Here is a 14,303-nt window from a genome sequence, read left to right on the forward strand (position 1 = left end):
TTCGTCAGAACACCAAACGATGGGCGCGGCCGCGCTCGTATAGTTTTCGGTTCAACTCATCCGCTTCGGGCGCGCCGTATTCCAGCGCGAACACAAACGCATGTGTAAGGTAAAAACAAGCAGCGTCGAGATCCTGGTTTTGCTCGGCCCGGTCGGCTGCCTCGTGGTACAGCCGGATCAGCGCAGGCACATCATTATCCGCGTGAGCCTGCAACAGGTGCTTGTCGAGTTCTTGCAGATCCAAGGTCAGCCTCTTACCGGAAACGCGAAGTGTGTTGGCCTGTACGCAATCATACGCTTTCTACCTTTTTGCGCCTGAATCCTGATTTCCCAGCGCCGTCAACGATGCGGACCGGCCCTTGATGAACCCATCACACGCATCCGCACGCGTCTTTGCGCAATCTTGGAACATCGCCTGCATCTGCGATGTTCCTGATTGCAAATGACCGCGCAGGATACTTCCGTGGCGCCCTCAGCCCATGATCCGGCCGGAAAGCCGCCTATGCCTCGGCACGGGCTTTTTCGATCTGAGTGGCCACCCAGTGGTGGAAACAATGCGTTGGGCCATCCATCGCGGGCGAAAAACGGCCGCCGTCGAATTTGACACCGTGACGGCCTTTCTGCATGCCCTCGACCACGAACACATCCTCTTCGAAAACGGTTTTCCAAAGCTGCGCATTCTTTGCGCGCAACGCTTCGTGCTCGGGTGCGTCTTCCGGTTTTTTGGCGTAGTACAGCTCGATCCTTTCGTTTGACCGTTCATGCGTGATCGGATCGATGATGAAGGCAAATCCATGGTCGCGTTGAACACCCAGCAAGGTGTTCGGGTACACGACGATGTATTCCGCCCCTTCGTTCCACTTTTCGCTGAGATTCTGGAAGTCATCCAGTTTTTCGCCGTTCTGACCTTCGAACTGGCGATAGACATAGGTGCCCTGACCCGAATACTTGCCCGGTTCATTGATGTTGTAGTGGTCTTCCAGGCGCGAATAGCTGTTGAGACCCGGGTGAACCCAGGGCAGGTGATAGCTTTCGCAGAAATTCTCGACCGCCAGTTTCCAGTTCGACTTCAGCTCGAGCCGGACAGACGCGCCGGCACCGCCATGATACATGGGCTGTTCAAAATCTTTCCAGCGTTCCATCAGCTCGCCATGAACCTCTTCGAACTCCGGGGCGTTGCCATCCACATTCACGAAGACAACATCGCGCCAGACATAGGAACGTATGCGGATCAGGCCCAGTTCAGCAAAGTCCAGATCTTCATGCGTGTTCTGTCCGGGGCCTCCGACATGCGGCGCCGTGCGCAGCTCGCCATTCAGGCCGTAACACCAGCTGTGATAGGGGCAACGGATCGCGCCGCGGATTTTCTGCGGCTTGTCGACCAAGATCATTCCGCGATGGCGGCAGGTGTTCTGGAAAACGCCGATCTGTCCGTCACGGTCGCGCACCATCAGAAGCGGCACGCCGAGAAAGTCGATCGGAAAGGCATCACCCGCTTCGGGAATGTCCTTGCCAAAACCGATGCCCGACCAGTTCGCGAACAGGACCGCCTCCCGTTCCTCGGCGAAGATATCGGGATCGATATAATGCTCGTTCGGCAGGCCCTTGGCGGTGTTTACCGGGGTCAGAACAGACGAAAGCGCTGAATGCTTGTTCATCGGTTGCTCCTGAGTAATTCGGAATGTGTTGAACGTTACCCCCATTGGCCGGTCGAGCCGGCTTCATTCAATATCAAAAAACCTCATGGCCGATTGAGGCAGACTAAACCGAACCGCCGGACAATTCATCCAGCAACCAGTTTTTCAGCGCCAGGGCACCTTCTGTCAGCTGGTCGTCCGGGCGACCGACGAGGTAAAAGTTGTTCGGGGCAGGGATGCTGAATTCTTCTAGCACAACAAGTTTTCCTGATGCCAGCATGGGCTGGATCAAGCGTTGCCACCCCAATGCAAGCCCGGCCCCTTTGCGGGCCAACTGCAACGCCAGAGCATAGCTGTTTACGCGCGACTGTACCGGTACAACTCCGGTATATCCGAGGTCGTGAAACCAAGATGGCCAGGTGGTCCAGGTGTTGTCCTGCGTTTCAAGGTGGATCAGGCGACGTTCGACCAGGTCTTCCAGGCTTGCCCCCTTCAGTTCCAGGGCCATCTCGGGGCTACAGACCGGCGTCAGAGTATCGCGGTACAGTTTAGTATGGTTCAGCTGCGAGTTCACGTCACGACCGTAGCGGATGAAAAAGTCGATATCCGGCCTGTCCGAGAATGGCTTGTCCTGTGCCATCTGGTTCACTTTCACGTGCGGGTAGTCCTGCCAGAACCGGATGACCGACGGAGAAAGCCACAACGCCGCCACAGCGGTAGTGGACCCGACCGTCACTGGACTTTCTGAATCGCCGCTGCGAATCTTTTCGAGCACCTTCGATATCTGCCGGAACGACGAACCGAGCACCTCGAACAGGTCCTGGCCATCCTCGGTCAGTTCCACGCCCCTGTGCTTTCTGACGAACAGCGCCGAACCCAGTTCACTTTCCAGCGCCTTTATCTGGTGGCTGACAGCGCCCGGCGTAACCGACAGTTCGCTGGCCGCTTCTTTGAAGCTGAGATGCCGCGCGGCGGCCTCGAAGGCCGACAAGGTCGTGAGAGGTGGAAGATTATAGTGGCGTCGTGACATGGTTGCTGCGTTGCTCAAAAGGTAGAGGTGAGTTACATTCATCCGAATGTGAGAAATTTTGCAATTGAAATCTATGTTTTTTCCTGCTGTTTGCGATCGGGTACAGGACCAAAGTCGACCGAGAACGAACAGGATGTGTGATGGATACACAAGTTGCCCGCCTCGTGCGCAAAACACGGCTAAGCCCGGACACGTCCGATTTTTGCTTTGAAATCGAAAACGGCCGCTTCACAAGCCTTCAACCCGGCGCACATGTCGATATCCATCTGGCCGACGATCTGGTGCGGCAGTATTCACTGTGGAGCTGGAGTCAGGACGGCTGCGTAATCAATGTCGCCGTCAAACGCGAAGATGAAGGGCGTGGCGGCTCGGTGGCCATGCACGCGCTTCAAGAAGGGGCGATGGTCGAAATCGGCGGGCCGCGGAATCACTTCAAACTCGAAAACCACGATCGGTATGTCACGTTGATCGCAGGCGGCATCGGGGCAACTCCGCTGGTTGCAATGGCGCGGGAATTGATGAACCGCGGGCAGGATTTTCGGGTCTACTACCTTGTAAGGTCAAGAGAATTTGCAGCGATGGACGCGCAGTTCAGGGCCCTTGGGCTGGATGAATGGTATCATTTGCATTGCGATGACACAGACGGCTGGTTTGATCTGGCATCGGTCATGCAATCGATGCCCGTCGGTGCGGATGTGTATACCTGCGGACCTGAACCGATGCTGAACGCTGTTCTGGAAGCAGGTGCATCCTTGCGTGGCGGGGCAATCCATTTTGAACGATTTGCACCCGCTTCTGACATCGACCACGATCCAAACGCGGAATTTCAGATCGAAATTCAGTCAACCGGCGCGGTCTACCCGGTCGGAAAAGAGGAAACTATTCTCGGAGTATTGCAAAACAACGGCGTGCAGGTCGATTTCGGCTGCTCTGAAGGGTTGTGCGGGTCATGCATTGTTGACGTAGTGTCAGGGCAGGTCGATCACCGCGACGGAATACTCACACCGCAAGAGCAGGAAAGCCACGAATTCCTGTGCACCTGCGTTTCGCGGGCCAAGTCCGATAAACTGGTCCTGAAGCTGTGAAGGACGTAGTGGTCACAACAAATCATGTCGTCGCATTGTTCTCGCTAACATCGCAATCGAGTGAATTCGGTGGTCGCTTCATGTGATCGAAGTGTCGGATTCTCAGGTTAGAACATCTCACCCTTGCTATAGGTTTTTCGAAACTGGAAACCCAATAACCACTTAAGATGCTGCGACGACATTCAACCACACGCTGACTTATCACCGGGATCGGTGATGACAGCAGGCAGCGAGCAATCGGGAGGAAATTTGCAGTAAGAGACGTAATGGGAGCAAGCGTTGTTACTGCAAGCCCAAGTTTGGGCTGAACACAACTCAACATCGGTTCGTGCATCGTGCATGATTGTCCACGTCGTGCAACGCGATGTTTTCCAGCATTTTTTCAGAAGAACAAAGAACGACACACTCGAGGAGGAACGTGCGATATGTCGATACCCGAACCTTTCACGGACGTTGAAATAGAAACGGCTGATTCCGGATTCTATGAAAACTACAGCGTCCCAATTGCCCTGATCAGCAAAGCCATCATGGTCGGGCTGGTGCTGTGGGCCCTGGTTTTCCCAGCGAATGCAAACAGCACATTGGGCAGCCTGAACAGCCAGTTGCTGGAAGTCTTCAACAGCTTCTACATCGTCATTGTCGGTTTTTTCTTCTTTTTCCTTGCCGTTGTTGCGATCATTCCGTCCACGGGTCGTAGGATCATGGGAACGCCGGGGGAAAAGCCCGAGTTTTCGAACTTCTCATGGTTCTCCATGATGTTTGGTGCCGGTCTTGGTGTGGGGCTCATGGTTTTCGCCACAGCAGAACCGCTGGGCCTTTGGGGGTCTAACCCTGTGGTTTTGTCGGGTGAAGTTGCAGGAAATGACCCTGAATCCGTTCAATCGGCTTATCGTTTCACTTTCCTGCACTACGGCTTTCACGCCTGGGCGATCTATGTGGTAACCGGCCTGTCCCTGGCCTACTACGCCTATACACGCGACATGCCTCTGACGATCCGCTCTGCGCTGACACCGTTGTTTGGCCGTTTCGTCAACGGCTTTTTCGGCCACGTGGTTGACGTTTTGGGCGTTGTCGCAACGATCCTCGGCGTGTCCGTAACCATCGGCTATGGCGTCAGCCAGTTCATCGACGGCCTTTATGCCATCACCGGCATGCAGTGGATCATGGATCTGGGCGGCGAGGTGCCGACCCCCAGCAAGGTCGGTCTGATTTCAGGCTTGGTCGTTATCATGGGCCTGTCGATCATTTCGGCGGTTTCCGGTGTCGGCCGGGGTGTCAAGTACCTGTCCAACCTGAACCTGGTGCTGTCGATCATCCTGCTGGGCACTTTCGTGGTCTTCGGTTCGTTTGTCTTTGCCATGACCACTTATGGCACTGCGATGATCGACTACATCCTGCACTTCCTGTCGCTCAGCTTCAATGCCTATGGCCCGCTGTCGGCCGAAGCATTCGCAGCGGCTCTGCCGGCCGAGGCGCAAGCACATGCCGCAGATCTGATGGGTGGGGCGACCAATGCCTGGGGTAGCTTCGACGGCTTCAAAAGCGGTCTGGAAGGTGCAGCGGCCGAGTTGGACGAAGCAACCTTGGCCGCGGCCTACGCTGCGGGTGAGCAAGGTCGTCAGTTTGGCTGGCAGGCAGGCTGGACCACCTTCTACTGGGCGTGGTGGATCGCATTCTCGCCCTTCGTGGGGCTTTTCCTGGCGCGCATCTCCAAGGGTCGGACCGTCCGCGAGTTCATCTTGGGCTGCGTGTTCGCGCCTGCGCTGGTGTGCTTTGCCTGGATGACCGTTTTGGGCGGCACAGCGATCGATCTGGAACTGGCAGGCGCGGCAGAAGGTGCGATCATCGGCGCATCGAACACCAACAAGCTGTTCACGACATTGTCCTTCATGATCGATGGTGGGCTGCTGTCCATGCTGAACGTTATGTGCGTGATCCTGATCATGACCTTCCTGGTAACCTCGGCGGACTCGGGTATTCTGGTGATGAACACCATCATGTCGGGTGGTAGCCAGGAAACCGGTATCAAGCACCGCATCATCTGGGGTGTGATCCTGACGGCAGTGATCGGCGCGCTGATCCTGGCGGCGGGTGAAAACAACCCTATGGATGCGCTGCGCAATGCCATGATCATCGGCGCGCTTCCGTTCACCATGGTGATGGGCCTGATGTGCGTATCGCTGGCCAAGGCGCTGTTCCGCGACAGTCAGCGTGACAAGCACTCTGCCAACAGCGCGCAGGCAGCCGAGTAAGGCGTAGGCACAAGAAAAAACCTGGTCAGGCCGCCCTAACTGGGCGGCCTGTTCTTTTTCGGTAAAGCGTCGCCTTTGACGTGAAAAACCCCAATATCACCCCGGGGCTAATGCCGTAATGAACGGCGAACCAGGTCTGCCCCCTACCGACCGGCCGAATACCCCGTACTTCCGCCACCTCTGGCTGCTGAGGTGACGGTTTGCGCACCGGACCGGCGAGGGCCGCATCACCTGTCACGGTCGATTTCCTTGCGGCTGCAACTTTGGATGCAGGACTGCCTTAGGGCCGCGGGCAGGGACTTAGAACTTTCGTCGAATGTCCCGGCGAAGGGTGGAAAGTTAGTCTTTCGATCATGCGCGTACTCACAGGCATTCTAATGCTGCTTTTCGGCGGCCTGGTGATTTTGGTTGAACCTGTGTCGCGCGATGATATCGAATCCTACATCCGCGCGCCGTTCGCATTGGGGGCGGCGTTGTACGAAAACGGCGTCTACAGTCTGCTGAACTCCGGCGGGGCCGATGCAGGCTATGTCTTTGAATCGAAACCCATGGCGCCATTGCCCGGTTTTTCAGGCGCACCAATCAACATGTTGATCGTGCTGGATCTTGAAGGGCGTTTTCTTGACGTGCAGTTGATTGAACATAACGAACCGTTCTTTGTTTAAGGGCTCGGAGAGCCCCTTTCCACAAATTCTTCGAGCAATACAGGGGCCTTTCGATCTCGGATTCCATCGTTGTTGGAACCCCGTACGGCGGTGCAGCAAGCGGGTCGTCATTGGTCTATCTGGACGGGGTTACAAAGGCGACGGCAAGTTGTGCGGATCGTGCATGAATCGGTCATGGGCGCTGCTTTGACAGTCGCGCGCGAGAAAATGCAGGGATTGGCAACCGCGCCGCCTGCATTTCCGGATCCCGATTATCAAGAAGAACTCAACTGGCAGGATCTGATCGATCAGGGCATCGCCACATGCAAGGTCTACACGAATGCGCAAGTTGACGCTCTGTTCAATGGCTCCCTTTGGGAAGATGACGATCCCGAGCCGCAGTACAGTCCCGACGACCCTTATCTGGATCTGTGGGTCGTGGATGTGGGCCCAAAAGCCATCGCTCACGCTGCCTTGACCACGTACAGTTATGAAGAGGTGCAGCGCTTCATGGAAATTTCGGACAATGACGAGCCGATCCTTGTGATCGAAACGGTGCGCCATGGTCCGGTCAGCGAAGACTTTGTACGCAATACCGCGCCGGACTGGATTTCGGCCGAGCAGAGCGGATTGCCGGTCGCTCTGCGTGATGCCGATCTGCTGGTCGAGTTGGCGGATAACATGCCAGATGGCGTTGCCATGATCCTGCGCACCGACCGGCGCCTGGGGTTCGAACCTTCCCGAGAATGGGTGTTGAAGGTTCTTGCAGTTCGCGAACATGGCATGTTCCAGCCTGAAACAGGATCCGTCACTTTGGATGGTGCACATATCTCACCTGAAAGGTTCTTTGATCGACCAGAACAGATTGTTCCGGCACAGCCCTGGCTTGAAGCGCTGCGAAATCGCCAGTTGGATCTGGTTTTCCTGGGTGTGTTTCTGGCAGCACTGTTGGCCGTTTAGGCCCTGCGAATGAATGCCCTTGCGGCGCGACCATTGTTCACTCCCGTACGTCTTGGCGTTCTTGCCCTTGTCACAGTTTTCGTGGGTTGGTGGGGGCAAGGGCAGCTATGGATCGTCACGGTCTTGGGGGCATTGCGTACGGCATTGGACGGCGGCAGTTCTGCCTTCCTGTTCTATGATCCGTTCTCGTTGCTGATCTGGGCCGTGACCCTTGCGGGTTTGATTGCTTGGGGCAGGGGATTGTTCTGCGGATGGCTCTGCCCTTTCGGTGCCCTTCAGGAATTCGCACATCATCTGGACAAAGCCCTTCGTATCCCTCGGATTGAACCGTCAAAAAAATAGGCAACCGTCTGAAATGGTTGAAATACGCGGTACTGACGGCCGTGCTTGCGTTGTCTTTGCCGCACCTGATCAGGTCGATAAAGCGGCAGAGGTTGAGCCCTTCAAAACAGCGATCACGACCTTCTTTTTTCGCGAATGGTATTATGTCGCCTACGCCATCTTCTGGCTGGTTCTGGGAATGGCGGTGTTCAAGGGCTTCTGCCGATATGCCTGCCCCTTGTGCGTGTTCCTTGCGATCGGTGGGTTGCTTCGGGGCCGCGACTGTATCGAACGCCGCGCCGAATGCGGGTCACCCTGTCAGCTACGCGAGGTCAAATGCAAATTTGGCGCGATCACGCAAGCCGGGCAAATTCAGTTTGATGAGTGTTTTCAGTATCTCGACTGCGTCGCCATATATAACGACCGCAACCGCTGTGTTCCCCTGATCGTCGCGGCTCGCCGCCGCACGAGAGAGGTTGCAGCCGAATGATCAACCGTCGCCGCTTTCCTGCCGCAGCACTGGCATCTCCGTCTCATGCACAGCCTATCCGTCGGCGTGGCTGCGCCATGGGGGCCGAAATCAGCCTGACACTGGATGCTGACCCTGTGGAGGCAGAACATGCCATTGCCGCTCTGCGATCCATTCTGGAGGAATGCGAGGCGCTCTTCAGCCTGTACCGCCCGAACTCTGCCCTGTCGGAGCTCCACCGGAAAGGGTATCTCAAAAGCCCCGATCCCGCTTTTGTGTCTCTTTTGACAGCGTGCAGCGCGGCTTACGACCTCACAAATGGTCGCTTTGATCCCACAGTTCAGCCAATTTGGCTTGCCGCGTCCGAGAATGAGGCTCAACACGCGCGAAGGCTGATCGGATGGAACCGCGTAGGTCTAACTAAGGAACTCGTGCAATTGGGCCCTGATCAAGCGCTTATCCTGGACGTCATCGCTCAAGGTTTCGCCACCGATCTGGTCGTTCGCGCCTTGCGCAAAGCCGGGTGGGAAAAGGTTCTGGTCAATATCGGAGAATATTATGCAAGTGGTCGTCAGCGGCTGCTGGGCGTCACGGATCCAGTGCACCGACTTGTCGAAGTCACGCATTTGAAGGACCGCGCCATTGCTACGTCCAGCGCTGACGTCATGCGCCTGCGGTCGGGCGGCGCTCACATCATCGACCCGATGGGCGGAAACGTACCGCTTTGGTCAACGGTCAGTGTCCAGGCACCGGATGCTACGACGGCAGACGCGCTTTCAACAGCATTCCGTCATGCTTCCGAGGCTGAAATAGCAGCGACCCTTGCGCAGGCAGCAGGTGATGGCATCGCGATCTGTGTTCGCCCCAATGGGAAAGTAGTCATGCTTCAAGGTTAAAAAGCCCCGTATCACACCGGGGCTTTTTCGATTTTCCCGAACAATTCTTTACAAGCAGTCTTCAACCGCGCGTTTGGTCATGACCGAAACAAGATGCGCTCGATACTCCTTGCTCCCATGCAGATCCGCAATCATGTTCGCCGGGTTTACGCGCAGGTCCATAAGGGCATCAGGGCGAAATTCCTTGTTCAGCGCCTGTTCAGCCTCGGACCACCGGAAAACGCCGTCCTCGCTCGCGCCGGTTACCGCGACGCGCACTCCGTCCGCAAAGCGGGCCAGGTAGACCCCGACAAGCGCAAAACGCGAGGCTGGCTGAAGGAACTTCCGGTAGCTCGCCGCTTGCGGCACCGGGAAACGGACCGATGTGATGATTTCACCCTCATCCAGCGCCGTCGTGAACATTCCCTGGAAAAAGTCATCGGCGGCAATCTGGCGGGTATTGGTCACGATAGTCGCCCCTGATCCCAATACCCCTGCCGGATAACAGGCCGCAGGGTCATTGTTGGCAACCGAGCCGCCAATCGTCCCGCGGTTGCGAACTGCCGGATCGCCAATCTGACCGGCCAGCGCTGCAAGCGCTGGATACGAGCCCACGGCCTCGCGGGCGACGACAGCGTGGGGCGTCGCGCCACCGATCGACACCGATCCGTCATCCTCGATGCAAACGCCTTGCATCTCGGGAATTCCGCTCACCGACACCAACTTGGACGGGGCCGCCAACCGTTGCTTCAATGTTGGGATCAGCGTCTGTCCGCCTCCCAACGCCTGCGCATCCTCTGCTGCCAATGCTGCAACCGCGTCAGCAATGGTCGAGGGCTTCTCAAACTCGAAATTGTACATTTCGTTCTTCCTTTCCGAAAAGGCGCTGATCCGCCCTTCATCTGGCTATAAAAATCCCGGGGAGCGCGAGGGGCTGGCCCCTCGCACCTTAACCTCTCAACCATGCATCGCCGTCCAAACGCGTGACGGGCTCATCGGCATGTCGATATGATCAACAGCCCTTCCACCTGAGTTCAACGCATCCAGCACCGCGTTGACCACCGCAGGCGGTGAGCCGATCGCACCGGCCTCGCCGCAACCCTTCACACCAAGCGGATTGTGCGTACACGGCGTCTGGCTGGAATGATCTACGCCGTAGAATGGCACGTCATCCGCACGCGGCATCGCATAGTCCATGAAGGACGCACTCAGCAGCTGGCCGTTCTCGTCATAGGCACAGTTCTCCAGCAGGGCTTGACCGATGCCCTGACCAATACCGCCATGCACCTGGCCATCAACGATCATTGGATTGACGATATTGCCAAAGTCATCCGCAGCCGTGAATTTCTCAATCGTGACCTGACCTGTGTCTGGATCAACCTCGACCTCACAGGCATAAGCCCCTGCCGGGAAAGTAAAGTTGGCCGGGTCGTAAAACGCGGTTTCCTCCAGTCCCGGTTCAACTTCCAGCGGATAGTTGTGCGGTACGTAAGCCGTAAGGGTCACATCCCCCCACGCCACCGACTTGTCGGTCCCCGCAACACTGAACTGACCGTCCTTAAGTTCGATATCTGCCTCGGACGCTTCCAGCAAATGGGCTGCAATCTTTTTGGCCTTGTCGATCACCTTCTCGGTGGCCTTGACCATAGCCGAGCCGCAGACCGCCAGCGAGCGTGAGCCATAGGTGCCCATGCCAAACGGGATCTTCGAGGTGTCACCGTGCACGATCTCGACCATTGACTCGTCGATGCCGATCATGTCGGCCACGACCTGCGGGAACGCTGTTTCATGGCCTTGCCCGTGGCTGTGTGCGCCAACCATCACACTTATCGAACCGGTGGCGTTCACCCGAACTGTCGCCGCGTCGTAAAGACCCGCACGGGCTCCCAACATGCCGACGATATTCGAAGGCGCGATACCACAAGCCTCGATATAGCAATTGACGCCGAGACCGCGCAGCTTGCCTTTGGCCTCACTCTGCGCGCGTCGTGCTGCAAAGCCCGCGAGATCAGCCGCAGTCTCAAGCTTGTCCATCGTCCCGTTGTAATCCCCGGTGTCATAGGTCAGCGCCACCGGCGTGTCATAGGGGAACTGGGTGACAAAGTTCTGTCGCCGCAGGGCGATCGGATCGACACCCAGTTCGCGCGCGGCTTTGTCGATCACACGTTCCAACTGGTATGTTGCCTCAGGGCGGCCCGCGCCGCGATAGGCGTCCACCGGCACCGTGTTGGTGAACATCGCCTTCACGTTTACCTGAATGACCGGCGTCTTGTAGTTGCCCGCCATCAGCGTGCCGTGCAGCCAGGTCGGGACCGAGCTGGAAAAGGTGGATAGATACGCGCCCAGATTGGCATATGTGTTGGTACGCAGGCCGACGAAATTGTTGTCGGCATCCAGCGCCAGCTCGATCTTGCTGACATGGTCGCGGCCCTGTGCATCCGACATGAACGCCTCGGACCGGCTGGCCGTCCACTTGACCGGGCGGTTGCAGGCCTTGGCGGCAAAGGTGCAGAATGCCTCTTCCGCATAGTGGAAAATCTTGGTGCCGAAACCGCCGCCCACATCCGGTGCAACGACGCGGACCTTGTGTTCGGGCAGGCCGAGCACAAAGGCGCACATCAGCAGCCGGATCACATGCGGGTTCTGCGACGTGGTATAGAGCGTATACTCATCCGTGCCCCGGCTGTATTCCGCCACGGCCACGCGCGGTTCCATCGGGTTGGCGACCAGCCGGTTGTTCACCAGTTCCAGCGTGCTGACATGCGCGGCGTTGGCAAACACTTCGTTCACCTTGGCATCGTCCGCCTCACCCAACTGCCAGTCATAGCAGATGTTGTTCTTCAGATCGTCATGGACCAGCGTCGCGCCATCCTGCGCGGCTGCCTTCATGTCGATCACCGCGGGCAGTTCTTCGATATCCACATCGATTGCCTCAGCCGCGTCGCGCGCCTGTTCAAGGCTGTCGGCCACAACGGCAGCAATCGGATCGCCAACATGGCGCACTTTGCCTTGCGCCAGAATGGGGTGCGGCGGCTCTTGCATCGGCGCGCCGTGCTTGTCGGTGACTTCCCAGCCGCAGGGCATGCCGCCCACGCCTTCGAAATCCTTGCCGGTAAAAACCTTGATCACGCCCGGCATGCCTTCGGCCGCCGAAGTGTCCAGGGATTTTATCCGGCCATGCGCGATGTCGGACCGCAGAAAATGCACATAGGCCTGGCCATGTACGTTGATGTCGTCGGTATAATTGCCTGCTCCGGTCAGAAAGCGTACGTCCTCGCGCCGCTTGGAACTGGCTCCGATGCCACTGTCTTTGGGCATTGCTTATTCTCCTCCCATAAACGGATGCTGCTGCATCCCTCACTCATCCCACGGGCGTGTTTCCGACGCCCGCAGCGGCATCATTCCGCAGCGATGCTGCCCACGTCCTGGCCGGATGCGGCCATGATCGCTTTGACGATGTTGTGATACCCAGTACAGCGGCACAGGTTGCCCTCCAGATACTTCCGGATTTCGGCCTCGGTTGGGCGCGGGTTCTCTTTCAGCAGCGCGGCGGCGCTCATCACCATGCCCGGAGTGCAGAATCCGCATTGCAGACCGTGGTGATCCTGAAACGCCTGCTGTATCACGTTCAGTGAGCCATCCGCTGTTGCCTGGCCTTCGATCGTGCCGACATCGGCCCCATCTGCTTCGGCGGCCAGCATGTTGCACGATTTCACCGCTTCGCCATTCACATGCACCACGCAAGCTCCACATTGCGCGGTGTCGCACCCCACATGCGTGCCCGTCAAAGACAGATGATCGCGCAGAAAACCGGACAACAATGTCCGGCCCTCGACGTCTCCGCTTACGGCTTTGCCGTTCACGGTCATGGAAATTTTCATGACTTTCTCCTCCCTGAATTCCAAAGGATCAACCGCCTAAAACGCGCTTGATCCAACCTTTCTTTTCTTCGCCGGTCTCGCCTTCTTCCGAGGTTTCGGGCTCGGGCACATCCTGAGGTTCGACCGCGTTCTGGAAGTTCTCAAAGAACTGGTCGGCCATTTTTCTGGCAACCCCATCAATCACGCGCCCCCCCAACTGAGCCAGCTTGCCACCGACGCGTGCATCGACCGCGTAGGTCAGTAGTGTGCCTTCGGGGGCATCCGACAAGGTGACGTCGGCCGCACCCTTGGCAAATCCGGCGGCTCCTCCCTTACCTTCACCCGATAACTTCACGCTTTCAAGCTCCACGAGATCAGAAAGGGTCACAGAGCCTTTGAACGTCGCTTTGACCGGGCCTACTTTCTGCACGACGGTGGCCTCGAACCCGTCTTCGACCGAGCCTGTCATCTCCTGACATCCCGGCACGCATTCCTTCAGAACATCAGCCGACAAAAGCGCGGCCCAGACTTTGGAACGCGGCGCGGCGATGACGCGGCTGTCATTGAGTTCCATTTCACTTCTCCAAGTATATTTTTGTTACGCTACGCGGTGTTCGCAGCCTTGCCTATAAGACCTTGGGTGTAGTCACCGCAGCATGGGCGGCGAATGTGTAAGGCCGTGACGTTTGAAGATTTCGGCGATGCGCCCATCCTGCAACGCCGCGTAAATGGCATCGTCCACAGCATAGCCGAGGCCGCGATAGGCGAAATGAACGGCCACGCCAGTGGTCCATGGACTGACGGCAAAACAGGGCAGGGGTGGGGTATGGATGTCAAGCTCTGGCGTCAGCCTGGCCTCAAGGTTTTCGCCGGCAGCCACCAGATTGAAACGCGCGTCAACACCCAGCTCTTCGGCGATCAATGTTCTGGTGTCGATATCCACGCCCTGTCTCTTGCCGTCTTTCTCATAGGACCACGGGGCAAAGTCGTCATAAGCCGCAAATTTGATATAGCCGCGCGCGACGATGGTATCGAGATCAGCGCCAACGATATCCCGGCTGGCGTTTTGTGGTTTGGGTTGAGGCACACGATCCTCGCATCGGGCCATCGCCATTCCGGTTGAAAGAGTGGCAGCCAACAGGGAGAAAAAAAATGTGCGTCCGATCATGT

General features: G+C 57.4%; 15 protein-coding genes. 7 read left to right on the forward strand and 8 right to left on the reverse strand.

Annotated elements, in window-relative coordinates; all coding sequences use genetic code 11:
- Positions 1-4: 4 nt before the first annotated feature.
- The 3 genes from ACR0FB_RS03665 to ACR0FB_RS03675 form a co-directional block, all read right to left on the reverse strand.
- Complete coding sequence (locus ACR0FB_RS03665; RefSeq protein ID WP_171119331.1) at positions 5-244, reverse strand: hypothetical protein; 240 nt, start codon at positions 242-244, stop codon at positions 5-7.
- Between the two features lie 256 nt (positions 245-500).
- The gene (locus ACR0FB_RS03670) at positions 501-1,658 is read right to left on the reverse strand and encodes an aromatic ring-hydroxylating oxygenase subunit alpha (RefSeq protein ID WP_480620075.1); all 1,158 of its coding nucleotides are present in this window, start codon (positions 1,656-1,658) and stop codon (positions 501-503) included.
- 103 nt (positions 1,659-1,761) lie between these two features.
- Positions 1,762-2,667, reverse strand: coding sequence for a LysR substrate-binding domain-containing protein (locus tag ACR0FB_RS03675; protein ID WP_480620077.1), 906 nt, complete (start codon positions 2,665-2,667; stop codon positions 1,762-1,764).
- Between the two features lie 140 nt (positions 2,668-2,807).
- Between ACR0FB_RS03675 and ACR0FB_RS03680 the strand changes: the two genes are divergently transcribed.
- From ACR0FB_RS03680 to ACR0FB_RS03710, 7 genes are all read left to right on the forward strand, one after another.
- Positions 2,808-3,752: a PDR/VanB family oxidoreductase gene (locus ACR0FB_RS03680; RefSeq protein ID WP_480620079.1), complete on the forward strand. Its 945-nt coding sequence runs from the start codon at positions 2,808-2,810 to the stop codon at positions 3,750-3,752.
- Between the two features lie 425 nt (positions 3,753-4,177).
- Positions 4,178-6,004: a BCCT family transporter gene (locus ACR0FB_RS03685; protein ID WP_171723715.1), complete on the forward strand. Its 1,827-nt coding sequence runs from the start codon at positions 4,178-4,180 to the stop codon at positions 6,002-6,004.
- A 353-nt stretch (positions 6,005-6,357) separates the two neighbouring features.
- A complete protein-coding gene (locus ACR0FB_RS03690) occupies positions 6,358-6,669 on the forward strand; it encodes a hypothetical protein (protein ID WP_480620081.1) in 312 nt (103 codons plus the stop codon).
- Between the two features lie 174 nt (positions 6,670-6,843).
- Entirely contained in the window at positions 6,844-7,608 is a 765-nt protein-coding gene (locus tag ACR0FB_RS03695; protein ID WP_480620083.1) for a hypothetical protein, read from the forward strand.
- Positions 7,609-7,617: 9 nt separating this feature from the next.
- Positions 7,618-7,950 (forward strand): 4Fe-4S binding protein, encoded by a 333-nt coding sequence (locus ACR0FB_RS03700; protein WP_480620085.1) that lies wholly within the window; start codon positions 7,618-7,620, stop codon positions 7,948-7,950.
- 13 nt (positions 7,951-7,963) lie between these two features.
- Positions 7,964-8,419 (forward strand): hypothetical protein, encoded by a 456-nt coding sequence (locus ACR0FB_RS03705; RefSeq protein WP_480620087.1) that lies wholly within the window; start codon positions 7,964-7,966, stop codon positions 8,417-8,419.
- The gene (locus ACR0FB_RS03710; RefSeq protein WP_480620089.1) at positions 8,416-9,294 is read left to right on the forward strand and encodes an FAD:protein FMN transferase; all 879 of its coding nucleotides are present in this window, start codon (positions 8,416-8,418) and stop codon (positions 9,292-9,294) included. The genes ACR0FB_RS03705 and ACR0FB_RS03710 overlap by 4 nt, the downstream gene beginning before the upstream one ends.
- A gap of 48 nt (positions 9,295-9,342) precedes the next feature.
- On the opposite strand, the gene ACR0FB_RS03715 is transcribed toward ACR0FB_RS03710, so the two are convergent.
- The 5 genes from ACR0FB_RS03715 to ACR0FB_RS03735 form a co-directional block, all read right to left on the reverse strand.
- Entirely contained in the window at positions 9,343-10,134 is a 792-nt protein-coding gene (locus ACR0FB_RS03715; RefSeq protein ID WP_210092870.1) for an FAD binding domain-containing protein, read from the reverse strand.
- 96 nt (positions 10,135-10,230) lie between these two features.
- Positions 10,231-12,591 (reverse strand): xanthine dehydrogenase family protein molybdopterin-binding subunit, encoded by a 2,361-nt coding sequence (locus tag ACR0FB_RS03720; protein ID WP_480620091.1) that lies wholly within the window; start codon positions 12,589-12,591, stop codon positions 10,231-10,233.
- Positions 12,592-12,671: 80 nt separating this feature from the next.
- Positions 12,672-13,154 carry a (2Fe-2S)-binding protein gene (locus ACR0FB_RS03725; RefSeq protein ID WP_152460328.1) on the reverse strand — a complete coding sequence of 161 codons (483 nt, stop codon included), beginning with the start codon at positions 13,152-13,154 and terminating at the stop codon, positions 12,672-12,674.
- A gap of 28 nt (positions 13,155-13,182) precedes the next feature.
- On the reverse strand, positions 13,183-13,707 hold the full coding sequence (locus ACR0FB_RS03730; RefSeq protein ID WP_209834000.1) for an SRPBCC family protein: 525 nt from the start codon (positions 13,705-13,707) through the stop codon (positions 13,183-13,185).
- Between the two features lie 72 nt (positions 13,708-13,779).
- Entirely contained in the window at positions 13,780-14,301 is a 522-nt protein-coding gene (locus tag ACR0FB_RS03735; protein WP_480620093.1) for a transporter substrate-binding domain-containing protein, read from the reverse strand.
- Positions 14,302-14,303 lie beyond the last annotated feature (2 nt).

Source organism: Ruegeria sp. P10, assembly GCF_056534925.1.